20 protein-coding genes are annotated in these 24,492 nt (G+C 72.5%); 3 read left to right on the top strand and 17 right to left on the bottom strand.

Annotation, left to right across the window (positions count from 1 at the left end):
• Positions 1-725 (bottom strand): pyridoxal-dependent decarboxylase (locus IF55_RS22845; protein WP_048832322.1); only part of this gene is annotated, 725 nt, incomplete at its 3' end.
• Between the two features lie 216 nt (positions 726-941).
• Between IF55_RS22845 and atpF the strand changes: the two genes are divergently transcribed.
• Positions 942-1,487 (top strand): F0F1 ATP synthase subunit B, encoded by a 546-nt coding sequence (gene atpF / locus IF55_RS22840; protein WP_048832321.1) that lies wholly within the window; start codon positions 942-944, stop codon positions 1,485-1,487.
• 386 nt (positions 1,488-1,873) lie between these two features.
• On the opposite strand, the gene pepN is transcribed toward atpF, so the two are convergent.
• A complete protein-coding gene (gene pepN, locus IF55_RS22835) occupies positions 1,874-4,492 on the bottom strand; it encodes an aminopeptidase N (protein ID WP_030883396.1) in 2,619 nt (872 codons plus the stop codon).
• Positions 4,493-4,585: 93 nt separating this feature from the next.
• Here pepN and IF55_RS22830 point away from each other — a divergent pair, with 93 nt between their 5' ends.
• Entirely contained in the window at positions 4,586-5,773 is a 1,188-nt protein-coding gene (locus IF55_RS22830) for an amidohydrolase (protein WP_048832330.1), read from the top strand.
• Between the two features lie 126 nt (positions 5,774-5,899).
• Here IF55_RS22830 and IF55_RS22825 read toward each other — a convergent pair whose 3' ends face one another.
• The 3 genes from IF55_RS22825 to IF55_RS22815 form a co-directional block, all read right to left on the bottom strand.
• Positions 5,900-6,247 (bottom strand): chorismate mutase, encoded by a 348-nt coding sequence (locus tag IF55_RS22825; RefSeq protein WP_030883400.1) that lies wholly within the window; start codon positions 6,245-6,247, stop codon positions 5,900-5,902.
• Positions 6,248-6,380: 133 nt separating this feature from the next.
• Positions 6,381-6,665 (bottom strand): hypothetical protein, encoded by a 285-nt coding sequence (locus IF55_RS22820; protein ID WP_030883402.1) that lies wholly within the window; start codon positions 6,663-6,665, stop codon positions 6,381-6,383.
• Between the two features lie 289 nt (positions 6,666-6,954).
• A complete protein-coding gene (locus IF55_RS22815; protein WP_030883404.1) occupies positions 6,955-7,785 on the bottom strand; it encodes a S1 family peptidase in 831 nt (276 codons plus the stop codon).
• Between the two features lie 357 nt (positions 7,786-8,142).
• Between IF55_RS22815 and IF55_RS22810 the strand changes: the two genes are divergently transcribed.
• On the top strand, positions 8,143-9,051 hold the full coding sequence (locus tag IF55_RS22810; protein ID WP_030883406.1) for a hypothetical protein: 909 nt from the start codon (positions 8,143-8,145) through the stop codon (positions 9,049-9,051).
• A gap of 266 nt (positions 9,052-9,317) precedes the next feature.
• Here the strand turns inward: IF55_RS22810 and IF55_RS22805 are convergent, their stop codons facing one another.
• From IF55_RS22805 to IF55_RS22755, 12 genes are all read right to left on the bottom strand, one after another.
• The gene (locus IF55_RS22805; protein ID WP_030883409.1) at positions 9,318-10,778 is read right to left on the bottom strand and encodes a glutamate synthase subunit beta; all 1,461 of its coding nucleotides are present in this window, start codon (positions 10,776-10,778) and stop codon (positions 9,318-9,320) included.
• Positions 10,771-15,333, bottom strand: coding sequence for a glutamate synthase large subunit (gene gltB, locus IF55_RS22800; protein ID WP_030883411.1), 4,563 nt, complete (start codon positions 15,331-15,333; stop codon positions 10,771-10,773). The genes IF55_RS22805 and gltB overlap by 8 nt, the downstream gene beginning before the upstream one ends.
• 443 nt (positions 15,334-15,776) lie before the next feature.
• Positions 15,777-16,508: a VIT1/CCC1 transporter family protein gene (locus IF55_RS22795; protein ID WP_030883413.1), complete on the bottom strand. Its 732-nt coding sequence runs from the start codon at positions 16,506-16,508 to the stop codon at positions 15,777-15,779.
• A gap of 279 nt (positions 16,509-16,787) precedes the next feature.
• Positions 16,788-17,816, bottom strand: a complete 1,029-nt coding sequence (gene lgt, locus IF55_RS22790; protein ID WP_030883415.1) for a prolipoprotein diacylglyceryl transferase — start codon at positions 17,814-17,816, stop codon at positions 16,788-16,790.
• A 171-nt stretch (positions 17,817-17,987) separates the two neighbouring features.
• Entirely contained in the window at positions 17,988-18,785 is a 798-nt protein-coding gene (locus IF55_RS22785) for a DsbA family protein (protein WP_030883417.1), read from the bottom strand.
• Positions 18,786-19,040: 255 nt separating this feature from the next.
• A complete protein-coding gene (gene trpA, locus IF55_RS22780; protein ID WP_030883419.1) occupies positions 19,041-19,856 on the bottom strand; it encodes a tryptophan synthase subunit alpha in 816 nt (271 codons plus the stop codon).
• Entirely contained in the window at positions 19,853-21,175 is a 1,323-nt protein-coding gene (gene trpB / locus IF55_RS22775) for a tryptophan synthase subunit beta (protein ID WP_048832320.1), read from the bottom strand. Before trpB ends, trpA begins: the two co-directional genes overlap by 4 nt.
• 398 nt (positions 21,176-21,573) lie before the next feature.
• Positions 21,574-21,726, bottom strand: coding sequence for a tryptophan biosynthesis modulator TrpM (trpM, locus tag IF55_RS41505; protein WP_398242931.1), 153 nt, complete (start codon positions 21,724-21,726; stop codon positions 21,574-21,576).
• Positions 21,727-21,732: 6 nt separating this feature from the next.
• Positions 21,733-22,542: an indole-3-glycerol phosphate synthase TrpC gene (gene trpC, locus IF55_RS22770; RefSeq protein ID WP_030883423.1), complete on the bottom strand. Its 810-nt coding sequence runs from the start codon at positions 22,540-22,542 to the stop codon at positions 21,733-21,735.
• A gap of 212 nt (positions 22,543-22,754) precedes the next feature.
• Positions 22,755-23,189: a DUF2752 domain-containing protein gene (locus tag IF55_RS22765; protein WP_030883424.1), complete on the bottom strand. Its 435-nt coding sequence runs from the start codon at positions 23,187-23,189 to the stop codon at positions 22,755-22,757.
• 238 nt (positions 23,190-23,427) lie between these two features.
• Positions 23,428-23,652, bottom strand: coding sequence for an HGxxPAAW family protein (locus IF55_RS22760; protein ID WP_030883427.1), 225 nt, complete (start codon positions 23,650-23,652; stop codon positions 23,428-23,430).
• A gap of 102 nt (positions 23,653-23,754) precedes the next feature.
• Entirely contained in the window at positions 23,755-24,414 is a 660-nt protein-coding gene (locus IF55_RS22755) for a TIGR02234 family membrane protein (RefSeq protein WP_030883429.1), read from the bottom strand.
• Positions 24,415-24,492: the final 78 nt, after the last annotated feature.

The following is a 24,492-nucleotide window of genomic DNA, read 5'->3' as shown; positions in this document are numbered from 1 at the left end:
AGCCAGGCGGCGCGATGGATGCTGTGGTGGGCGTTGGCGCCGCAGATGATGCGCAGCGGGTCGGCGCGGCAGCGGAGCCAGGCGGCGCGATGGATGCTGTGGTGGGCGTTGGCGCCGCAGATGATGCGCAGCGGGTCGGCGCGGCAGCGGGCGCGAGTGGAGCCGTGGGTGGGGACGGAGACGGGGGCCGGCGTGGAGGCGTGGGGGGCGGGGGCTTCGCGGGCGAGGAGGACGGCGAGCTGGTTCGATTCGGTGCCGCCGGTGGTGACGAGGGCGTCGGGTGCGGGGCGGTCGGGGTAGGCGAGGGCGGCGAGGGCGCGGGTGGTGCGGGCTTCGAGTTGGGAGGCGGCGGGGGCCTGGTCCCAGGAGTCCATGGAGGGGTTGAGGGCGCTGGCGGCGAGGTCGGCGGCGGCCGCGAGGGCGAGTGGGGGGCAGTGGAGGTGGGCGGCGCAGTGGGGGTGCGCGGGGTCGGCGGTGCCCGCGGTGAGAGTGTGGACGAGGGTGTGGAGGGCCTCGTGGGCGCCGGTGCCGGTTTCGGGGATGGCGGGTTCGGTGACGGCTCGTACGCGCTGGTCGACGGTGTGGGGGCCGCCGGCGGGGAGGGGGCCGTGGCGGGTGGTGGCGCCGTGGGCGAGTGCGTCGAGGACGGTGGCGAGGAGGGGGCGTAAGGCGTCGGGGCCTTCGGTGCCGCCGGCGAGGGCGCGGGTGGGGTCGTGGGCGGGCATGGGGGTGCCTTTTCGGGGTGCGGCGGTTCTGGGAGGGGCTGCCCGTGGGGTGGTGGGGGTGGGTGACAGCCGCATCAAGTTACTGGGTTCGTGCGATTTTCGGTTGTGATCCGGTCATGGTTCGCCCAATCGTGGGACTGCCGTGCGGTGTGGGGCGGTTGAGTCTGCTAATGGGGCGCGCGCGGCGGCGGGCGTGGTTCGACTAATCTTCACGTCATGGACATTGCTTTGGACATTGGTCCGCTCAAGCCGGAGCCCTTGCCGTTCGTCTTGGGGCTGGTTCTCTTCCTGTTGCTGTTCCTGGTGATGGCGAAGGTGCTGCTGCCGCGGATCGCTCGGGTGATCGCGGAGCGGGAGAAGGCCACCGAGGGCCGTATCGAGGTGGCGGAGGCGACGCGTGCGGAGGCCGCGCGGGTCCATGCGGAGTACGAGGCGCTGCTGGCGGAGGCGCGTCACGAGGCGGCTCGGCTGCGGCAGGAGTCCGCTGAGCAGGGCACGGCGCTGATCGCGGAGTTGCGGGCCGAGGGCCAGCGGCAGCGTGAGGAGATCGTCTCGGCGGGGCATGCGGTGATCGACGCGGAGCGTGCGGTGGCCGAGGCGGAGCTGCGGGGGCAGGTCGGGTCGTTGGCCACGGAGCTGGCGGGCCGGATCGTGGGCGAGCCGGTGGAGGATTTCGCCCGGCAGAGCGGTGTGGTGGAGCGGTTCGTGGCGGAGTTGCGTACGGCGCGGCCGTCGGATGCCGCCGACGAGTCGCGCGGCTGAGCCGGGGCGCCGCCGCTGAGGGCAGCGCCGGCAGGGCGGGCTCCCGCACCCTTCGGGGTGGCGGGGGCCCTTTTCATATCTGCGGCGGGCCCGGCTGCCGGCGGCGGCCAGCGGCTCCGGCCCCGACGGTCCCGGCGGCCAGTGGCTCCGGCCCCGACGGTCCCGGCGGCCAGTGGCTCCGGCCCCGACGGTCCCGGCGGCCAGTGGCTCCGGCCCCGACGGCCCCGGCGGCCAGTGGCTCCGGCCCCGACGGCCCCGGCGGCCAGTGGCTCCGGCCCCGACGGTCCCGGCGGCCAGTGGCTCCGGCCCCGACGGCCCCGGCTCCCGGCGGCACTGCCCGCCGGCAGACCGCCTCCTGCGTCTCCTGGGTCGGTTGCCGGGCCGGGTCAGTAGGTGGTGTTGCGGATGGTCAGGGCCCGTCGCAGGTCGTCGAGTTGGTCGGTGAGCCTGCGGCGCAGGGTGGGGGTGGGGCCGGTGGTGCGCAGGCATTCCTCGCCGAGGCGGAGGTTCTCGTCGGTGACGAGCGCGTGGGGGAAGGCGTGGGTGGCGGCGGAGACGGCGAGGGTGGTGCCGCGGCGGGTGGCGAGGGCGACGGCGGCCGGGTAGTAGCGGGCGAGGTAGGGCTGTACGAGGTCGAGTTGTTCGGGCTGCCAGAAGCCTTGGGCGGTGGCGTTGAAGAGGTAGTTGGAGAGGTCGTCGGCCTCGAACAGGGCGTGCCAGGCGGCTTCCTTGGCCGCCGGGTCGGGGAGGGCGGCGTGGCAGCGGGCGGCGCCTTCGCGGCCGGTGGCGCTGGGGTCGCGGGCGAGTTCGGCGTCGATGTCGGCGGGGGTGGTGGCGCCGAGGGCGGCGAGGCGGCCGAGGATGCGCCAGCGGAGTTCGGGGTCGAGGTCGGGGCCGCCGGGGACGGTGCCGGCGTGGAGCCAGTCGTGGAGGGTGTCGGGGGTGGTGGCGCTGTCGATGGAGGTGCGTACGGCGGTGAGGCGGATGCCCTGGCCGCCGTTCTCGGTGCGGGCGAGGAGGTCGCGGCAGAGGTCGGTGAGGGTGGTGAGGGCTACGGGGCGGGCTTCGGGGGTGACGTAGTGGTCGGCGATGTGGGTGCGGGCGAAGGTGAGGACGGCGTGGGTGATGGGGGTGGTGGTTTCGTGGGGCAGGTGGGCGCGGGCGGCGTCGAGGTAGGCGGCGGGGGCTAGGGCGCCGTCGCGGACCATGTCGCGGGCGGCGTTCCAGACGGTGGCGCGGGTGAGGGGGTCGGGGAGCCCGGAGAGGCTGTTGAGGGCGGTGTCCCAGGAGTGGGGGTCGAGGCGGATTTTGGTGTAGGTGAGGTCGTTGTCGTTGAGGAGGATGAGGTCGGGGCGGCGGCCGGGGCGGGTGAGGGTGTGGGTGGTGCTGTCCGCGGGGAGGTCGGTTTCGGCGCGTTCGCGGAGGGTGAGGCCGTCGGGGCCGTCGGCGGGTGACTGGTCGTAGAGGCCGATGGCGAGGTGGTGGGGGCGGCTGCCGTGGTGGTGAATGGTCAACCGCCATCGGTCGGCGCCATCACCGGGCGCTCCGGGCCGGCTTTCTGGCGCGGTTTCCGGGGTGCCCTCCGGGGTGGCGGTTCCCGAGGTGCCTCCCGGGGTGGTCTCCGCGTCGATTTCGGCGTTGATTTCCGGGGTGAGAGTGTCGACTCCGGTAGTGCGGAGCCATTTCTCGGCCCAGGCGTGGACGTCGCGGTCGCAGGCGTGGGCGAGGGAGTCGATGAAGTCGTCGAGCGTGGCGTTGGCGAAGCGGTGCCGGGCGAAGTGTTCGTTGATGCCGGCGAGGAAGTTCTTTTCGCCGAGCCAGGCGACGAGTTGGCGCAGGGCGCTGGCGCCTTTCGCGTAGGAGATGCCGTCGAAGTTGAGTTCGGCGGCGGCGGTGTCGAGGACGTCCTCGGGTGCGGGGGCGACGGGGTGGGTGGAGGGGCGCTGGTCGGCGTCGTATCCCCAGGATTTGCGGGCGATGGCGAAGTCGGCCCAGGTGTCGGTGTACTGGGTGGCTTCGGTGAGGGTCTGGTAGCCCATGTATTCGGCGAAGGACTCGTTGAGCCAGATGTCGTCCCACCACCGGAGGGTGACGAGGTCGCCGAACCACATGTGGGCCATTTCGTGGGCGATGACCATGGCGCGGGTCTGGCGTTCGGCGTCGGTGACGGCCGAGCGGTAGATGAATTCGTCGCGGAAGGTGACGAGGCCGGGGTTTTCCATGGCGCCGGAGTTGAATTCGGGGACGAACGCCTGGTCGTAGGAGTCGAAGGGGTAGGGCTCGTCGAATTTCTGGTGGTAGCGGTCGAAGCAGCGGGTGGTGAGGGTGAGGAGTTCCTCGGCGTCGGCGTCGAGGTGGGGGGCGAGGGACTGGCGTACGTGGAGGCCGAAGGGGATGCCGCGGTGTTCGGCGCGTACGGAGTGCCAGGGGCCTGCGGCGACGGCCATGAGGTAGGTGCTGATGGGCGGGGTGGGGGCGATGTCCCAGCGGCCTTCGGCGGGGTCTCCGGCGCGGGTGGCGATGCCGTTGCCGAGGACGGTCCATTCGGGCGGCGCGGTGACGGTGGTGTGGAAGACGGCCTTGAGGTCGGGCTGGTCGAAGGCGGCGAAGACGGCGGGGGCGTCGGCGAGGCAGCACTGGGTGTAGAGGTAGGTGGCCTGGTCGAGGGGGTCGGTGAAGCGGTGCATGCCTTCGCCGGTGTGGGAGTAGGGCGGTTCGGCCTCGACGTGGAGTTCGTGGGTGCCGCGGGTGAGGGCGGTGAGGGGGTATCTGCCGTCGGCGGCGGCGGCCGGGTCGAGGTCGGCGCCGTCGAGGGTGATGCGGCGCAGGCCGGTGGCGGGCAGTTCGAGGAAGGTGTCCGCCGCTGGTTCGCGCACGTCGAAGCGGATGGTGGTGGTGGAGCCGAAGTGTTCCTCGCCGCGGGTGAGATCGAGGTGGATGGTGTAGCGGTGGACGTCGAGGAGGCGGGCTCGGGTCTGCGCTTCGTCGCGCGTGAGTACGGGCATGGGCTCATGGTGCCGCAGCCGGTGCGGAGGAGGCACAGGGGTTTGGGGCAAGCTATGGCGTGGTTCTGTCCGCTTGGCCGTCTGGAGTTGACCATGTCTGTCGCCGCTGTGCGCGATCGTGCTCGTGACCTTGTGGAGGCCCGGATCGGGGAGTTCTCGGAGCGGTTGCTGGAGCTCGCTCGGGCGCTGCACGCGGAGCCGGAGCTGTCGTTCGAGGAGCATGCCTCGGCGGGGCGGCTCGCGGATCTGCTGGAGGGCGCCGGGTTCGCGGTGGAGCGGGGGGCGTACGGGCTGGAGACCGCGGTGGTCGGCTCGTACGGGAGCGGCGATCTGACGGTGGGGGTGTGCGCGGAGTACGACGCGCTGCCGGGGCTCGGGCACGCGTGCGGGCACAACGTGATCTGTGCGGCGGGCGCGGGTGCGGCGATCGGGCTGGCGGCCGCCGCCGATGTGCTGGGGATACGGGTGGTGCTGCTGGGGACGCCGGCGGAGGAGGCGGGCGGCGGGAAGGTGCTGATGCTGGAGCGCGGGGCGTTCGACGGCGTGACGGTCGCGATGATGGCGCATCCGGCGGGCCACGACGACGTGGATGCGCGGTCCTCGACGACGTCGGCGTCGCGTTTCGAGGTGACGTTCACGGGCCGCTCCGCGCACGCGGCGCAGGACCCGCAATCGGGGGTGAACGCGGGCGACGCGGCGGTGGTGGCGCAGGTGGCCGTGGGGCTGCTGCGGCAGCAGTTGCCGGATGGCTATCGGGTGTCGGGGGTGGTGCGGGACGGCGGTGAGCGGTCGAACATCATCCCCGACCGTACGGTCCTGCAGTGGGACGTGCGGACACCGACGGCCGAGGAGCTGGACCCGCTGAAGAAGCGGGTCCAGGCGTGTTTCGAGGGCGCGGCGATCGCGACGGGATGCTCGGTGGAGATCCGTCCGACCCAGCCCGACTATCTGGATCTGCGCAACGATCCGTGGCTGATGGCCGCGTACGCGGAGGGGCTGCGGGCCGTCGGCCGCACGGTGGCGGAGCCGCCCGCGCAGCCGGTGCGGCTGGGCGCGTCGACGGACATGGGCAATGTGACGCAGGCGCTGCCGGCGATCCACCCGAGCATCGGCATCCTGGGCGCCGAGGGCTGGCCGCACACGCCGGAGTTCGCGCGGTGGACGGTGGGCGCCGCGGCGGACGACGCGGTGCTGGCGGCGGCGCGGGCGATGGCCTGGACCGGGGTGGCGGTGGCGGCCGACGCGGAGCGCCGCGCGCACTATCTGTCCGTACGGGGGTGACGCGGCCGGCACGGGGCCGCCGGCACGGAGTCGCCGGTACGGGCGGGTGATCCGTACCGAGGAGGCATTCGTACGAGCGGGGTCGCCGGTACGGGCGGGTGATCCGTACCGGAGCGGGGCTGGCCGTCAGGAGCGGGCGATCGTCTCGTGGTGGCGGATCACCTCGGCGATGATGAAGTTGAGGAACTTCTCCGCGAAGGCGGGGTCGAGCTTGGCGTTCTCGGCGAGTTCGCGCAGGCGGGCGATCTGACGGGCCTCGCGGGCGGGGTCGGCGGGCGGGAGTTTGTGGGCGGCCTTGAGGTGGCCGACCTGCTGGGTGCATTTGAAGCGTTCGGCGAGCATGTGGATGACGGCCGCGTCGATGTTGTCGATGCTGTCGCGGAGCCGCCCGAGCTCCGCTCGTACGGTGTCCTCGGCGTCGCCGGTGGTGTCCACGGCAGTGCCCGTAGCGGTGTCGCTGTCGCTGTTCGTCATGGGCCCTGACCTTATGTGGCGACGCTCGCGGGGCGCGGCGCGGGGCCGGGTCGCGGGGGCGGGTTTCCGGTGTGCCGGGTGCACGCCCAGCGCCCTGCCGCGCCCCCGGGGGCCGGTCTTTCCGTGGGGCTCGTCAGCGCGCGGAGCGGCGGCGGGCGAGGCGCAGCGCCCCGTACGCGCCGGTGCCCGCGACGAGCACGGCGGCGCCCGCGAGGACGGGCCGGGGCAGGTCGTGGTGTTCGCGGACGTCCTTGCCGACATCGACCGCCTGCTTGAGGGGGTTGGTGAAGGCCAGTGCCTCGGTCTTCCCGTCGCGCTCGGCGGCCTGGGCGCTGCCTGCCGGGACGGCCACGACTCCGACGGCGACGGTGGCCGTGGCGAAGGCGGTGGCGAGGAGGATGCGGGCCTTGGTGGGCACGGGCGGTCCTTTCTGTGTGCGTCTCGGGGCGCGGTCGCCGGGCTGCGGGCCCCGGGCGTGGGGCCCGGGCCGGGGCCCCGGGTCAGGAAGTGGGGCCCCGGACCATGAGATGCACGTTACGGAGTCGGAGGCGGCCCGCACGACGGCCAAACGGTCACTCTCGCCTCCGTCCGAAGGATGACGGCGGTCCCGTCCGCGTCATACGAAAGTCGGTCGGGAGCCGGCCGGCGGCCGACCGGTATCCGACCGAGCGCCGGCCGGGCGGCCCCCTCCGCGCGAGCGGCCGTGGTCAGCCGCCGAGCCCCTTGGCGGCCTTCTTGATGTCGGCGGCGAAGGTGCTCACTTCGGTGTAGACGCCGGGGTAGCCGGGTTCGGCGCAGCCCTGGCCCCAGCTCACGATGCCGACCTGTATCCAGCCGCCGGCCGCGTCCTTGCGGAACATGGGGCCGCCGGAGTCGCCCTGGCAGGTGTCGACGCCGCCCTTGTCGATGTATCCGGCGCAGATCTCGTCGCCGGGGGTGAGCTGGTTGCCGTATGCCTTCTTGCAGGTGGCGTCGTCGACGAAGGGGACCTTCGCCTTGAGGAGGTAGCGCTGCTGCCGGCCGCCCTCCCGGTCGGCGCCCCAGCCGGCGATGGTGAACTCGCCGTTGTTCTGCGCGGTGGTGTCGGCGATCTTCAGGGTGGGCTGGTTGACCGGTTTGGCGAGTCTGACGAGGGCCCAGTCCTTGCCCTTGCCGTTGTAGCCGGGGGCTTGGAGGACGTCGGTGGAGCGTGTGGACACGGCCTTGGCGCCCTTGAGGTCGACGTCGCCGGTGATGGCGGTGATGGAGGTGTCCGGGCCGCTGCCGTCGACGCAGTGGGCGGCGGTCAGGACGATCTGCTGGGTGTAGAGGGCGCCGCCGCAGCCCATGGACAGCCGCACCATCCAGGGGAATTCGCCTTGCGTGGCGCGGGTGCCGCCGACGACGCCGGGGCTGGGGTCGGCCGTTCGCGCCGTGGCTCGGGCGCTGCCGGAGTGGATGTGGTCGGCCTGGGCGCTGCCGGGCTGGAGGCTGACGGCGGCCAGGGCGACGGCGGCGACGGCGAGGGCTCTCTTGAGGGGCTTGAGGTGGCGGGGCAAGGGTTTTCCTTCCGTGGGGGGCGGAACGGAACGCGCTGCGCTGCTGCTATGTCAAGCGCATGACAACCACTCAGCGAGTTGGACGGTCAGGCTCATGACAAAACAACCCTGCGATTATCCGGACGCCGTGAACGGTGTGACAAGGGAGGCTTTCCGGCCACACCAGGCCGCCCCGGTCCCCCGCCGCACCGGTCCCCCACCTCCCCCGGTCCCCCGGTCCCGTGGCCTCCTCCTGGCCTCCTGGCCCCCGGTCCCGTACGCGCTGTCAGTGCCCGCCCGTACAGTTGGGGCAACGTCTCGGAGCCGACGTCGCCGACGTCTCGGGGCGGGTCGACCGAGCAGTACGGGGGTGGTCGCATGGCGGGGCCGGGCAGCGATATCGAACACGGCTTTCCGCACCTGGAGACGGTGCGCGGCGCCATCACGGCGCTCTACAAACGGCTCTCCTACGACACGGTGCACACCTTCGGGCTGAGCGTGCCGCCCGTGGACGTCGCCTTCGACGACGACGAGGACCTGCACCTCGGGGTGCAGCGCGTCGCCCGCGCGATGGTGCAGCATCTGCGCCTGCCCGACGCCCGGATGATCGTCGGCTTCCGCGAGATGCAGCACGCCGCCAACGTCGAACTGGCGGCGGGGCCCGAGTACTTCATCGAGCTGAACGACCGCTTCAAGAACCACCGCCGCGACATCGGCGCCGCCCTCGCCCACGAGGTGATGCACGTCTATCTGCACCGCCTCGACCTCGCGTTCCCGGGCACGCGGGACAACGAGATCCTCACCGACACCGCCGCCGCCTACCTCGGGGCGGGGTGGCTGCTGCTGGACGCGTATCGGGAGGACTCCCTCTCCAGTCAGAAGCTCGGCTATCTCACCCCCGAGGAGTACGGCTACGTACTGGCGAAGCGGGCGCTCGCCTTCGACGAGGACCCGGCGCCGTGGTTCACCAGCCCGCAGGCGTACGAGGCGTATGTGACGGGGCTGGCCCGCGCGCGGCGCGACGAGCAGCGGCCGCCGCTGGCCGCCGCCGGCCGGCTCGCCCGCCACCGGTACGCCAGGGACCGCCGCCATGTGGCGCAGGCCCCCGCGTCGGCCGCCCCCGCTCCCCCGAGCCTGTCCAACGGCGGCTACGCCTTCGAGGGCCGCGCGCCGCTGCGCGTCGTCTTTCCCTGCCCGACCTGCCATCAGCGGATCAGAGTGCCGGTCCAGGGCAGGGTGCGGGCGCGGTGCGGACTCTGCCGTACGGTCCTGGACTGCGACACGTAGCCGCTCGCGGACCCGGCCGCACGGCCGCCGCGAGTCGCCCGTGAACGGTCACGGGGCCGGGGCCGCCGTACGGTGCCGCACCGCGCGTACGAGAGCGACGCCTGCCTCCGGTCGGGGAGGGGCAGGCGCCGCTGGGGCCCGTACGGCGCTGTACGGACGACTATGGGGCCGACGAGCGACCGCGAAGGGCCGCGATGAGCCGTCAGCGGCCACAAGGGCACAAGCGCTCTGTCGGCTCAGACCACCTCAAATGGTCTCAGACGGCCTCAGACCATCAGCGAGCGGTCCGTGGGCTTGATGGGCGCGGGCAGCGCGCTCTCCCCGGCGAGGAAGCGGTCCACGCCGCGGGCGGCGGAGCGGCCCTCGGCGATGGCCCAGACGATCAGCGACTGGCCACGGCCCGCGTCGCCGGCCACGTACACGCCGGGAACGTTGGTGGCGTAGTCGCCGTCGCGCGCGATGTTGCCGCGGGCGTCGAGTTCGAGGCCGAACTGGCGGACCAGGCCGTTCTCCTGGTCGGTGCCGGTGAAGCCCATGGCCAGCGTCACGAGCTGGGCGGGGATCTTCCGCTCGGTGCCGGGCTGCTGTTCGAGCTTGCCGTCCTTGAACTCGACCTCGACGAGGTGCAGGAACTGCACGTTCCCGTCCTCGTCGCCTTCGAAGTGGGTGGTGGAGACTGAGTAGACCCGTTCGCCGCCCTCTTCGTGGGCCGAGGTGACCTTGTAGAGCATGGGGAAGGTCGGCCATGGCTGGTTGGCGGGGCGCTCCTCCCCCGGCTTCGGCATGATCTCCAGTTGGGTGACGGAGACGGCGCCCTGGCGGTGGGCGGTGCCGACGCAGTCGGCGCCGGTGTCGCCGCCGCCGATGACGACGACGTGCTTGCCCTCGGCGGTGATCGGGGCGACCGTGAGGTCGCCTTCCTGCACCTTGTTGGCGAGCGGCAGGTACTCCATCGCCTGGTGGATGCCGTTCAGCTCGCGGCCGGGCACCGGCAGGTCGCGGGCGGTGGTGGCGCCGGCGGCGATGACGACGGCGTCGTAGCGCTTGCGCAGCTTGGCGGCGTCGATGTCGCGGCCGATCTCCACCTCCGTACGGAACTTGGTGCCCTCCGCGCGCATCTGCTCGATGCGGCGGTTGATGTGGCGCTTCTCCATCTTGAACTCGGGGATGCCGTAGCGCAGGAGGCCGCCGATGCGGTCGGCGCGCTCGTACACGGCGACGGTGTGTCCGGCGCGGGTGAGCTGCTGGGCGGCGGCGAGTCCGGCGGGGCCGGAGCCGATGACGGCGACGGTCTTGCCGGAGAGCCGTTCCGGGGGCTGCGGGGTGACGTCGCCGCTCTCCCATGCCTTGTCGATGATGGTGACTTCGACGTTCTTGATGGTGACGGCGGTCTGGTTGATGGCCAGGACGCACGCGGATTCGCAGGGGGCGGGGCAGAGTCGGCCGGTGAACTCGGGGAAGTTGTTGGTGGCGTGCAGCCGTTCGCTGGCGGCGGACCAGTCCTCGCGGTAGGCGTAGTCGTTCCACTCGGGGATGAGGTTGCCGAGCGGGCAGCCGTTGTGGCAGAAGGGGATGCCGCAGTCCATGCAGCGCCCGGCCTGCTTGCTGATGATCGGCAGCAGGGAGCCGGGGACGTACACCTCGTTCCAGTCCTTGACGCGCTCGCCGACGGGGCGGGTCTCGGCGACCTCGCGGCCGGTGGTCAGGAAGCCCTTGGGGTCAGCCATTGGTCGCCGCCTCCATCATCTTCTCGTGGATCTCGGACTCGGTGAGTCCGGCTCGCTCGGCGGCGTCCTTGGCGGCGAGCACTGCCTGGTAGGTGGGCGGTACGACCTTGCTGAACCGGGCGGCGGCGGCCGGCCAGTCGGCGAGGAGTGTCGCGGCGACGGTGGAGCCGGTCTCCTCCTGGTGGCGGCGCACGACGTCGTGCAGCCATCGCCGGTCGTCGGCGGTCAGGGTGGTGACGGCGGTGCCCAGTTCCTTGTTGACGTTGCGGGGGTCGAGGTCGATGACGTAGGCGGTGCCGCCGGACATGCCGGCCGCGAAGTTGCGGCCGGTCTCGCCGAGGATGACGGCGGCGCCGCCGGTCATGTACTCGCAGCCGTGGTCGCCGACGCCTTCGGAGACGACGGTGGCGCCGGAGTTGCGGACGCAGAACCGTTCGCCGGTCCGGCCGCGCAGGAAGAGTTCGCCGCCGGTCGCGCCGTACGCGATGGTGTTGCCGGCGATGGTGGAGTACTCGGCGAGGTGGTCGGCGCCGCGGTCGGGCCGTACGACGACGCGGCCGCCGGAGAGGCCCTTGCCGACGTAGTCGTTGGCGTCGCCTTCGAGGCGCAGCGTGATGCCGCGGGGCAGGAAGGCGCCGAAGGACTGGCCGGCGGAGCCGGTGAAGGTGATGTCTATGGTGTCGTCGGGCAGGCCGTCGCCGCCGAACTTCTTGGTCACCTCGTGGCCGAGCATGGTGCCGACGGTGCGGTTGATGTTGCGGATGGCGACCTGGGCGCGTACGGGCTGGGCGTCGGCCGGGGAGGTCGCGGCGAGCGCGTCGGCGGCGAGCTTGATCAGTTGGTTGTCGAGGGCCTTGGCGAGGCCGTGGTCCTGGTCGGCGATGTGGTGGCGGACGGCGCCGCTGGGCAGGTCGGGTACGTGCAGCAGCGGGGCGAGGTCCAGCCCTTGGGCCTTCCAGTGGTCGACGGCGCGGGTGGTGTCGAGGAGTTCGGCGTGGCCGACGGCCTCCTCGATGGAGCGGAAGCCGAGTTCGGCGAGGAGTTCGCGGACTTCCTCGGCGATGAACTCGAAGAAGTTGACGACGTATTCGGCCTTGCCGGCGAAGCGTTCGCGGAGCACCGGGTTCTGGGTGGCGATGCCGACGGGGCAGGTGTCGAGGTGGCAGACGCGCATCATGACGCAGCCGGAGACGACGAGCGGCGCGGTCGCGAAGCCGAACTCCTCGGCGCCGAGGAGGGCGGCGATCAGGACGTCGCGGCCGGTCTTGAGCTGGCCGTCGGTCTGCACGACGATGCGGTCCCGCAGGCCGTTGAGCAGCAGGGTCTGCTGGGTCTCGGCGAGGCCGAGCTCCCAGGGGCCGCCGGCGTGCTTGAGGGAGGTCAGCGGGGACGCGCCCGTACCGCCGTCGTGGCCGGAGATGAGGACGACGTCGGCGTGGGCCTTGGAGACGCCGGCGGCGACCGTGCCGACGCCGACCTCGGAGACCAGCTTCACGTGGATGCGGGCCGCGGGGTTGGCGTTCTTGAGGTCGTGGATGAGCTGCGCGAGGTCTTCGATGGAGTAGATGTCGTGGTGCGGCGGCGGGGAGATGAGGCCGACGCCCGGCGTCGAGTGGCGCGTCTTGGCGACCCACGGGTAGACCTTGTGGCCGGGGAGTTGGCCGCCCTCGCCGGGCTTGGCGCCCTGGGCCATCTTGATCTGGATGTCGTCGGAGTTGACGAGGTATTCGCTGGTGACGCCGAAGCGGCCGGAGGCGACCTGCTTGATGGCGGAGCGGCGCGCGGGGTCGTAGAGGCGGTCCGCGTCCTCGCCGCCCTCGCCGGTGTTGGACTTGCCGCCGAGCTGGTTCATGGCGATGGCGAGGGTTTCGTGGGCCTCGCGGGAGATGGAGCCGTAGGACATGGCGCCGGTGGAGAAGCGCTTGACGATGTCGCTGACGGGCTCGACCTCCTCCAGCGGTACGGGGGTGCGGCCGGTGGTCTTGAGGGCGAACAGGCCGCGGAGGGTCATGAGCCGTTCGGACTGCTCGTTCACGCGCTCCGTGTACTGCTTGAAGATGTCGTAGCGGCGGGAGCGGGTGGAGTGCTGGAGGCGGAAGACGGTGTCGGGGTCGAAGAGGTGCGGCTCCCCCTCGCGGCGCCACTGGTATTCGCCGCCGATGTCGAGGCGGCGGTGGGTGGCGGCGATGCCGGTGGCGGGGTAGGCCTTGGCGTGCCGGGCGGCGACCTCGCGGGCGATGACGTCGAGCCCGGCGCCGCCGATCTTGGTGGCGGTGCCGTGGAAGTAGGCGTCGACGAAGGCGTCGTCGAGGCCGACGGCCTCGAAGACCTGGGCGCCGCGGTAGGAGGCGACGGTGGAGATGCCCATCTTGGACATCACCTTCAGGACGCCCTTGCCGAGCGCCTTGATGAGGTTGCGGATGGCGTCCTCGGCCTCGACGCCGGGCAGGAAGGTGCCGGCGCGCACCAGGTCCTCGACGGACTCCATCGCGAGGTAGGGGTTGACGGCGGCGGCGCCGTAGCCGATGAGCAGCGCGACGTGGTGCACCTCGCGCACGTCGCCCGCCTCGACGAGCAGGCCGACCTGGGTGCGCTGCTTGGTGCCGATGAGGTGGTGGTGGACGGCGGCGGTGAGCAGCAGCGAGGGGATCGGGGCGTGCTCGGCGTCGGAGTGCCGGTCGGAGAGGACGATCAGGCGGGCGCCGTCCTCGATGGCGGCGTCGGCCTCGGCGCAGATCTCGGCGATACGGGCGGCGAGGGCGTCGCCGCCGCCGCTGACGCGGTAGAGGCCGGAGAGGGTGGCGGCCTTGAGGCCGGGCATGTCGCCGTCGGCGTTGATGTGGATGAGCTTGGCCAGCTCGTCGTTGTCGATCACCGGGAAGGGCAGGGTGACGCTGCGGCAGGAGGCCGCGGTGGGCGCGAGGAGGTTGCCCTGGGGGCCGAGGGAGGAGATCAGCGAGGTGACGAGTTCCTCGCGGATGGCGTCCAGCGGCGGGTTGGTGACCTGCGCGAAGAGCTGGGTGAAGTAGTCGAAGAGGAGGCGCGGCCGGTCGGAGAGGGCGGCGATGGGCGAGTCGGTGCCCATGGAGCCGATCGGTTCGGCGCCCGACTTGGCCATGGGCGCGAGGATGACGCGCAGCTCTTCCTCGGTGTAGCCGAAGGTCTGCTGGCGGCGGGTGACCGAGGCGTGGGTGTGCACGATGTGCTCGCGCTCGGGCAGGTCGGCGAGGTCGATGAGGCCGGCGTCGAGCCATTCCCCGTAGGGGTGTTCGGCGGCGAGTTCGGCCTTGATCTCGTCGTCCTCGATGATGCGGTGCTGCTCGGTGTCGACGAGGAACATCCGGCCGGGCTGGAGGCGGCCCTTGCGGACGACCTTGGCGGGGTCGATGTCGAGGACGCCGACCTCGGAGGAGAGGACGACGAGGCCGTCGTCGGTGACCCAGTAGCGGCCGGGGCGCAGGCCGTTGCGGTCGAGTACGGCGCCGACGAGGGTGCCGTCGGTGAAGGTGACGCAGGCGGGGCCGTCCCAGGGCTCCATCATCGTGGAGTGGTACTGGTAGAAGGCGCGGCGGGCCGGGTCCATGGAGGCGTGGTTCTCCCAGGCCTCGGGGATCATCATCAGCACGCTGTGCGGGAGGGAGCGGCCGCCGAGGTGGAGGAGTTCCAGGACCTCGTCGAAGGTCGCGGAGTCGGAGGCGTCGGGGGTGCAGACCGGGAACAGCCGCTCCGGGCGGTCGGCGCCGAGGAGGTCGCCGGCGAGCTGGGACTCGCGGGCGCGCATCCAGTTGCGGTTGCCCTGGACGGTGTTGATCTCGCCGTTGTGCGCGACGAAGCGGTACGGGTGGGCGAGCGGCCAGGACGGGAAGGTGTTGGTCGAGAACCGCGAGTGGACCAGCGCGATGGCGGTGGCGAGGCGGCGGTCGGAGAGGTCGGGGAAGAACGGCTCCAGTTGCCCGGTGGTGAGCATGCCCTTGTAGACGAGGGTGCGGGCGGAGAGCGAGGGGAAGTAGACGCCGGCCTCGCGCTCGGCGCGCTTGCGCAGCGTGAACGCCTTGCGGTCGAGGGCGAGGCCGTTGAGCCGCCGGCCGCCGTCGCGGGCGGCGACGAAGAGCTGGGAGAAGGCGGGCATGGTGGCGCGGGCGCCGCTGCCGAGGAGCTGGGGGGCGACGGGGACGACGCGCCAGCCGAGGACGTCGAGGCCCTCTTCGGCGGCGAGCGTCTCGATGTGCGAGACGGCGGCGGCCGCTTCCTGGGCATCGGCCGGGAGGAAGGCGATGCCGACGGCGTACGAGCCGGCCTCGGGCAGGGGGAAGGTGACGGCTTCGCGCAGGAACGCGTCGGGGACCTGGAGCAGGATGCCCGCGCCGTCGCCGGAGTCGGGCTCGGAGCCGGTGGCGCCGCGGTGTTCGAGGTTCCGCAGGACGGTGAGGGCCTGCTCGACGAGCGCGTGGCTCGCCTCGCCGGTGAGGGTCGCGACGAAGCCGACACCGCAGGCGTCGTGTTCATTGCGCGGGTCGTACAGACCCTGTTGGGCGGGGTGGGATGCGGATCGCATCGGCTCTCCCGTCGTCGTCATGGCATCTGAGGGTGCCGAGGGACGACTTTGGCCCTCTGCGAAGAATTTCACGCAGGTTACATGATGGCCTGCTTCTCGAACAGCGGATGCCTGATTCCAGGATGTGGACTTCAGACGTTACGTGCGAGTCGGGGCGAATGCGGATTGATCGCCCGCCGGTGGGGCAACGTGCAGCGGGCGACGTTGCCCGCGGCGCTCCGGCCTTATGCCCGGCCGCCCGAAAACTGAAACCGCGCCGTAATTCGCTTACTATGCGGCGGACCGCATAACTCGTCAACCCTCAGCCGCGCCGAACCGCCTCGCGTCCGCGCTGCTCACCCCCTGTACGGGCCGGGTCACCCCACGGCCGTACCGGTCGCCCAGCGTCGCGCCGGGCCACACCCCGAGCCGCGCCGGGTCGCCCCCCCCCCAGCCGCGCCGGATCACCCCACCGCCGTGCCGAAGAGGATGCCGAGGGCGTATGTGACGCCCGCCGCGGCCCCGCCCAGGCCGAGCTGGCGCAGCCCGCTGAACCACCAGGAGCGCGCCGTCACCCGCGCCACCACCGCGCCGCAGCCGAAGAGCCCGATCAGCGCGAGCAGCACGGCGGGCCACAGCGACGTCGCGCCCAGCAGGTAGGGCAGTACGGGCAGCAGCGCGCCCAGCGCGAACGAGCCGAAGGAGGAGACCGCCGCGACCATCGGCGAGGGCAGGTCGGAGGGGTCGATGCCCAGCTCCTCGCGCGCGTGTATCTCCAGCGCCTGCTCCGGGTCCCGCGACAACTGCTCGGCGACCTCGCGGGCCAGCGGCGCGTCGACGCCCCGCGACACGTACAGCGCGGCCAGCTCGTCGATCTCGTCCTCGGGGTGCTTGCGCAGCTCGCGCCGCTCCACGTCCAGCTCGGCCTGGACCAGCTCGCGCTGCGAGGCCACGGAGGTGTACTCGCCCGCGGCCATCGAGAACGCGCCGGCCGCGAGCCCCGCGAGCCCGGTGATGACGATGGTCTGCGAGGACGCGGAACCGCCCGCGACGCCGGTCATCAGGGCGAGGTTGGAGACCAGCCCGTCCATGGCGCCGAAGACCGCGGGACGCAGCCAGCCGCCGTTCACATCGCGGTGGGTGTGGTTGTCGCGGTGGGCGATGTGCGGCGCCTCGGCCGTATCCAGGACAGACATTGCTGCGCGTGCTCCTAACCCCGGGGACGGGCCCGATGCCCCACCCCGAACGATTCAAAAGTACGCACGATTTGCGGTGATCCGCTAGCAAGGAAGGCCGAACTTACCTCTCTGACCTGCACAAACGCGAGAGGGCTCGGAAAATTGAGGTCGCACGAGGACTCGCGGTGCCCTGCGCGGCCATGTGCGGCCGTACGCGCCGAGGCCGCCGGACCCGGTGGGGTGCGGCGGCCTCGTGGCGACGGAAGAGCGACGGAATGGCGACGGGAGAGCGACCCGTCAGGGCTTCTCGGAGGGCTCTTCGGCCTTGGGTGTCTCCTTCTTCTCCGGCGTGCTGGAAGCCCCGGCGGCGGCCCCGGCTCCGGCAGGCCCCTTGGTCTCAGCGGCCGCCTTCGCGGGGGGCGCCGCGGCCTTCGCGGGGGTCGTCGCGGCCTTCGCGGTGGTCGCCGCGGCCTCGGATTCGGCGGGGCCGTCGGCCGTCTCGGCGCCCGTGGCCGTCTCGATGACGGACTCCCGGCCGGGCCTGCGCTTGGCGGAGACGGCCATGTACACCACGGCGGCGAGGAAGAGGATGATCGACGTCCAGCCGTTCAGCCGCAGTCCGAGGACGTGGTGGGCGTCGTCGACCCGCAGGTACTCGGTCCAGAACCGGCCCACCGTGTACGCGGCGACGTACAGCGCGAAGGCCCGCCCATGGCCGAGCTTGAAGCGCCGGTCGGCCCAGATGACCAGCAGCGCGACGCCGATGCACCACAGCGACTCGTACAGGAAGGTCGGGTGGTACGTACCGGCGACGCGGCCGATCGACGGGTCGGCGTCGATCTTCAGCGCCCAGGGCAGATCGGTCTTGCGCCCGTACAGCTCCTGGTTGAACCAGTTGCCCCAGCGGCCGATGGCCTGCGCGATGGCGAGGCCGGGCGCGAGGGTGTCGGCCCAGGCCGGGAACGGGACGCCGCGGCGGCGGCAGCCGATCCACGCGCCGAGCGCGCCGAGCGCCACGGCGCCCCAGATGCCGAGTCCGCCCTCCCAGATCTTGAAGGCGTCCACCCAGTTCCGACCCGCGCCGAAGTACAGCTCGTAGTCGGTGATCACGTGGTAGAGCCGTCCGCCGACGAGCCCGAAGGGCACCGCCCACACGGCGATGTCGGCGACGGTCCCCGATGTGCCGCCCCGGGCGACCCAACGCCTGTTGCCGATCCAGACGGCGACGAAGACGCCGATGATGATGCAGAACGCGTAGCCGCGCAGCGGTACCGGGCCGAGGTGAATCACGCCGGTCGACGGGCTGGGAATGTAAGCGAGGTCCATGACAGGGACGACGCTACCGTGCCGAACGCCGAGCACGGCAACCCACCCGACGCAACGGCTGCGTAACGAGGCGCCGCCTGTGGGGATCGAGCCGGTGCCGGTCTCGGGCCCGCCTCTCGCCCGCCGGACCCTGGCGGGGCCCGGCGGCGCTCTCTCCGTGACAGGTCACCGTCACTTCTTGCTGGCGTCCGCGACCATCTTCTTGAGCTTGTCGGGGGTCAGCGGGTTGCTCTGGTCCGCGTAGATGTTCTTGCCGTCGAGCAGGACGGTCGGCGTGGAGTGGAAGGAGGACTTGCCGAAGGCGTCGTTGGACTTCTTCACCCAGCCGTCGTGGGCGCCGTCGTTCACGCACTTCTGGAAGGCCGGCGTGTCCAGGCCCTTGACCTGGCCGGCGAGTTTGATCAGGTGCCCCTTGTCCGCGAAGGCGTCCTCGCGCTCGTCGGGCTGGTTCTTGTAGAGCAGGTCGTGGTAGTCGGGGAACTTGTCGGCGTCCTGGGCGCAGGCGGCGGCGTTGGCCGCGTTGAGGGAGCCCGTGCCGCCCATGTTGCCGTCGATGATCGTGACCAGGTGGTACTCGCTCTTGAGTTGGCCCTTGTCCTGGAGGTCGCGGATGGTGTCGTGGAACTGGGCCTCGAAGCCGCCGCATCCGGGGCAGCGGAAGTCCTCGTAGACGGTGAGGGTGGCCTTGGCGGCGGGCCTGCCCTCGGGGATCACGACGTCGCCTTCGCCGGTGGCGCCCTTCGGCGCGACGGCCGCCTTGGACGACTGCTCGCTCTTGTCCTTGTCCTGGCCCGTGCTGCTGACGAGCGCGCCCACCCCGGCCGCGATTCCCAGCACCGCCACCACCGCGACGGCCGCGATCAGCGTCCGCTTCCGCTTCTCGCGTGCCCGGTCCGCCTCGCGCTGTTCCCGCAGCCGCTCGCGGGCGCTGCGCGTTCTGTCGTCGTTGCCTGGCTTCTTCTGGTTCACGCCCCCGTACAACGAGCCGGGCACTCGCGCATGCGCGTACCCGGCCGCTGTTTCCTTCCAAAGAGTTACCCGCGGTGTCACTCGAACGAAGCCACCGGGGCCGTCGGAGTCGCCGAGGCCGACAAAGCCGCCGGAGTCGCCGAGACCGCCGAAGCCGCCGGAGTCGCCGAGACCGTCGAAGCCGTCGGAGTCGCCGAGACCGCTTCAGCCCCCCCAAGGCCGCAGGTGGCGCCGGGGCCGTCCGCGCCGCGCGGGTCAGGCGCGTTTGCGCACCCCCTTCGCGAGGTCGCCCGCGAGCGCGGAGACGGCCGTGAGCCCCGACTCCAGGTCCGGGGCGTCCAGGAGCCGCTTGACGAACGCGGAGCCGACGATCACGCCGTCCGCGAACCCGGCGACCTCGGCGGCCTGTTCGGGGTTGGAGACGCCGAGCCCGACGCACACCGGCAGCTCGGTGGTGGTCCGGGTGCGTTCGACGAGGTCCTGCGCCTGCCGGCCCACGGACTCGCGGGTGCCGGTGACGCCCATCAGCGAGGCCGCGTACACGAAGCCGCTGCCCGCCGCGGTGATCCGGGCGAGCCGGTCGTCGCGGCTGCTCGGCGCGACGACGAAGACCGTCGCCAGGCCGTGCAGTTCGGCGGCCTTGCGCCATACCTCGGACTCCTCGACCGGCAGGTCGGGCAGGATGCAGCCCGCTCCCCCGGCCGCGGCGAGGTCGGCGGCGAACCGCTCGACGCCGTACCGGTCGACCGGGTTCCAGTACGTCATGCACAGCACGGGCGCGCCCGTCGCGGTGTGCACCTCGCGGATGGTGTCCATGACGTCGCTGATCTTGACGCCGCCGCGCAGGGCGATGTCGTCCGCGGTCTGGATGACGGGGCCGTCGAGGACCGGGTCGCTGTGCGGCAGCCCGACCTCGATGATGTCGCAGCCGCCCTCGACCATCGCGCGGATGGCCCGTACACCGCCGTCCACGGTGGGGAAGCCGGCCGGCAGGTAGCCGACCAGCGCGGCGCGTCCCTCGGTCTTGGCCGTGGCCAGGACCTGGCTCAACAGCTCGATGTTGCCGCTCACTTGACTCGCTCCGGGTTCGTCTCGGACTGACCGGCACGCTCGGCCTGCCGGGTCTGATCCGGCTGATCCGGCCGATCGGTCGGATCAGCCGGATCGGAGTCGTACAGGCCGAAGTAGCGCGCCGCCGTGTCCATGTCCTTGTCACCTCGCCCGGAGAGGTTGACCAGCAACAGGCCGTCCTCGCCGAGCTCTTGGCCGACTCTAAGGGCCCCCGCGAGGGCGTGCGCGCTCTCTATCGCCGGGATGACGCCCTCGGTGCGGGACAGCAGCCGCAGCGCCCGCATCGCCTCGTCGTCCGTGACCGCCCGGTACTCGGCGCGGCCGATGTCCTTGAGGTAGGCGTGTTCGGGGCCGATGCCCGGGTAGTCCAGGCCCGCCGAGATCGAGTACGGCTCGGTGATCTGGCCGTCCGCGTCCTGGAGTACGTAGCTGCGCGAGCCGTGCAGTATGCCCGGCGTGCCGGCGGTGAGGGTCGCGGCGTGCTCGCCGGTGGTGATGCCGTGGCCGCCCGGCTCGCAGCCGATCAGCCGGACGTCCGTGTCGGGCAGGAAGGCGTGGAAGAGGCCGATGGCGTTGGAGCCGCCGCCGACGCAGGCGATGGCGGCGTCCGGCAGCCGTCCGGTGCGTTCGAGGAGCTGGCGGCGCGCCTCGACGCCGATGACGCGGTGGAAGTCGCGGACGAGCGCGGGGAAGGGGTGCGGGCCCGCGACGGTGCCGAAGAGGTAGTGGGTGTGGTCGACGTTGGCGACCCAGTCGCGGAACGCCTCGTTGATGGCGTCCTTGAGGGTGCGGCTGCCGGATTTCACGGCGATGACCTCGGCGCCGAGCATCCGCATCCGGGCGACGTTGAGCGCCTGCCGCTCGGTGTCGATCTCGCCCATGTAGACGGTGCAGTCGAGGCCGAAGAGGGCGCAGGCGGTGGCGGTGGCCACGCCGTGCTGGCCGGCGCCGGTCTCGGCGATGACGCGGGTCTTGCCCATCCGCTTGGTGAGCAGCGCCTGGCCCAGCACGTTGTTGATCTTGTGGGAGCCGGTGTGGTTGAGGTCCTCGCGCTTGAGGAAGATCCGGGCCCCGCCGGCGTGTTCGGCGAAGCGCGGCACCTCGGTCAGGGCGCTGGGGCGGCCGGTGTAGTTGACCATCAGGTCGTTCAGTTCGGCCGCGAAGGACGGGTCCGCCTTGGCCTTCTCGTACTCGGCGGCGACCTCCTCCACCGCGGCCACCAGCGCCTCGGGGATGAACCTGCCGCCGAACGCGCCGAAGTAGCCCTCGGTGCTCGGAACGTGACCCTCCGGGTCCGGGATGAAGAAGTCAGATGACATCCGACGTACTCCTCGATCGGGGCTGGGGCGCCCCGCAAAGTATCGGTCTGTGGGCATCGAGCGCCGCGCGACCCGGCTCCCGGTCGCCCGAGCGGGCGTACGGGCCCGGCGCTCACGCGGGCGTACGGATAGCGGGGGAGCCCCGCCGCGCGCCGGTCGGGCGCGCGGAGGAGCGCCCGGCGCCAGTGCCGCGACCGGCGGTGTCCGACCTGTCCGCAGGGAGCGCCGTACGGTCCGTATGCGTACGATCCGCGGGGTACGGTCGCGAGGCGGCCGGAAGTCCCGGTAGCGGGGCTACCGGGCCGGGCGGCCGACGCCGCCGGGGGCGGCGCCGTCCGGCGAAGGCCGGGAGGCGCGTGCCGGGCGGCGCGACGGGTCAGGGCCTGTCGGGCGGGGCACTAGGGCGTGCGGCGGCGACGCCATCGCATGCCGTTGATCTGGCCCGGCTCACAGCCGATGTGGTAGCGCACGCGGCGCCCGCGCACCCGGCGGGCGGGCGCGCGGCAGCCGCGCGGCCGACAGCCGCGGGCCAACCGTGCGTACGCGCCCATGGGTGCTCAGCCCCGTCCGTGCCGGATCGCCGGGTGCGAGCCCGCGGCGACGAGATCGGCGACGGCGGTCCTCGGGTCGCGTCCGGTGACCAGGGACTCGCCGACGAGGACGGCGTCCGCGCCCTCGTTGGCGTAGGCGATGAGGTCGTGCGGGCCGCGCACGCCGGACTCGGCGATCTTGACGATGTGGTCCGGGATCTCGGGTGCGACGCGGGCGAAGTTGTCCCGGTCGACCTCAAGGGTCTTCAGATTGCGGGCGTTGACGCCGATGATCCGCGCCCCGGCGTCGACGGCGCGCTCGACCTCGTCCTCGTCGTGCACCTCGACGATCGGGGTGAGGCCGATCGACTCGGCCCGCTCGACCAGGGAGACCAGGGCCTCCTGCTCCAGGGCGGAGACGATCAGGAGCGCCAGGTCGGCGCCGTACGCGCGGGCCTCCCAGAGCTGGTAGGCGGTGACGATGAAGTCCTTGCGCAGGACCGGGATGTCGACCTTGGCGCGGACGGCCTCCAGGTCGGCGAGGGAGCCGCCGAAACGGCGCTGCTCGGTCAGCACGCTGATGACGGCCGCGCCGCCCGCCTCGTAGTCCGCGGCGAGCCCGGCGGGGTCCGCGATGGCGGCGAGCGCGCCCTTGGAGGGGCTGGACCGCTTGACCTCGCAGATCACGGTGACGCTCTCGCCCTTGAGGGCCGCGACGCCGTCCTTGGCCTGGCGCGCCTTCGCCGCCCGCTCCTTGAGCTCGTCGAGAGTGACGCGTGCCTGCCGCTCCGCGAGGTCGGCACGGACCCCGTCGATGATCTCGTCGAGCACACTCACGCGAGCGGCCCCCTTCCGGCTGGAGCGAGTAGTCGCGCCGGCGAGGTCGGCCGTTCGAGCCGATCCACCGGTCACTGTCGATGCATGGTCGATGGTATCTGCCGACGGGCCGAGGTCCCGCATCCGGTTGACGCCGCGTCCACGACCTGGACATTCACCAGTTGGTCACGGCCGCCGACACCCAGCGGGCCGCGGGCCCCGGCGCGGGTCGGTCACGGCGCGAGGAAGCCCCCGAAGGGCAGGTTCCGCACCACCGTGAAGGCCAGGACGAGCCCGCCGAGCGCCCACCAGTGCCCCGCCCGCAGGGGGAGGGAGACGGCACGGCCCTGGACCGAGCGCAGCAGCCATACGGCCCAGAAGGCGGCGAAGAGGGCATAGCCCACCGTGGCCAGGGCGTTGGCGCCCAGCGCGGCGGCGAGGTCGCCGTGCGCGACGGCGTGGACGCTGCGCAGGCCGCCGCAGCCGGGGCAGAACACGCCGGTGTAGCGCAGCAGCGGGCAGGCGGGGTAGTGGCCGCTCTCGTTGGGGTCGACCGCGCCGACGTAGCCGAAGGCGGCGGCGAGCCCGGCGGCGACGCCGAGCGGCGCCGCGAGTCGGCGCGCGAGGGGCTCGGGGGCGGCTGCTCGGGGCGCGGGTTCCTCGGTCACACCACCGAGTCTCCCCCTGCCGCCGCGGACTCTCACGGCGAAGCGGCGAAACGGCGAAACGGCGAATCACGTACCGCGAGGGGTGGGCCCGGCGCACGGCGAAGGGGGCCCGGGTGGGCCCGGTGTACGGCGAAGGCGCGGCTCGGGGCGGGTACGCGCGTGCGTACGGGCCCTGGGCCGCGCCTGCGGGTGGTGCGGGGGGGGGCGCCGCGCGAGGCGCGGCGGCGCCTCGGCGGTGTCAGCTCTGGGTCTGGGTCCGCGGGGCCTTCTGCTTGGGCTGGCCGAGGCCGGCCGCCCGCATGCCCAGGCCCACGATGCCGCCGATGGCGATGACCACGACTCCGGCCCAGAAGCCGAGCGGCATCGCCATCACCGTGAACGCGCCGGAGACGCAGAAGCCGATGAAGGCGATGATGACACCGGTCCAGGCGGCCGGGGTGTGTCCGTGGCTGGTTCCCGCCATGAGTACTCCTCATTGCTGTGTTGCGCCTGGTTCCGGGCGCGACGAACGCTCGGCCCCATTGTCTCTCGACGCGCCCGCTCCCGGACGACCGGGGTCGGTCCGTCAGTTCCGCGTGTCCTCGGTGGGGTCCTCGCCGCGGTCGATGGCCTTCCACAGCTCCTCGGGGCGGTCCGGGTCGACCGTGGTGCGGGAGCGGCGCGGGCGGGGGGTGCCGTCGCGCTCGTACCGGCCGGACATCGCGGGCCACCCGCGGCCGTAGCGCAGCGCGAGGAGGCCGGCGAGGAGCAGCAGCACGCCGCCCGCGAGGGCCACCCAGGGCCAGGCAGTGGAGCTGACGTCCTGGATCGTGGCGTTGGTCAGGCCACTGGCCTTGGCGGCCTTGGCCTGGAGGGCGGCGGTGTCGAAGGCGCCGGCCGCCGAGGCCGCCACGACGCCGGCGCCGCACAGGGCGAGCAGCGCGGCGACGACGATCCGGCCGACGCGGCGGACGGCGAAGACGGCGACCAGGGCGGCGAGGCCGACGATCGCGAGGGCGCCGGGGAGCCCGGTGATGTCCTGGCCGCTGGCGTGCTGGTCGACGGTGCCGCGGGCGACGGCGGCGGTGCCGTTGGCCCAGGTGCGGCCGGAGGAGACGAGGGCGAGCGCGGCGCCGAGCGCGCCGAAGAACAGGGCGGCGGCGACGCTGCTCCGCCCCCTGCGTACGGCGGCGGAGGAGGGCTCGGCGTGGACTCGGGGCTGGGGAACGGCTGCACTCACACCCACCACTATCCCTCGGGACGGCGCGCGGTACGCACTCGGGGGCGGCCGGGACGCGTGGGGCGCGGGCCCCGGCCGGTGCGC

The sequence above is a fragment of the Streptomyces varsoviensis genome (assembly GCF_000718635.1).
Taxonomy (GTDB): domain Bacteria; phylum Actinomycetota; class Actinomycetes; order Streptomycetales; family Streptomycetaceae; genus Streptomyces; species Streptomyces varsoviensis.
The sequence above is the reverse complement of the archived record's forward strand: the minus strand, read 5'-3'. Positions and strand labels throughout refer to the sequence as shown.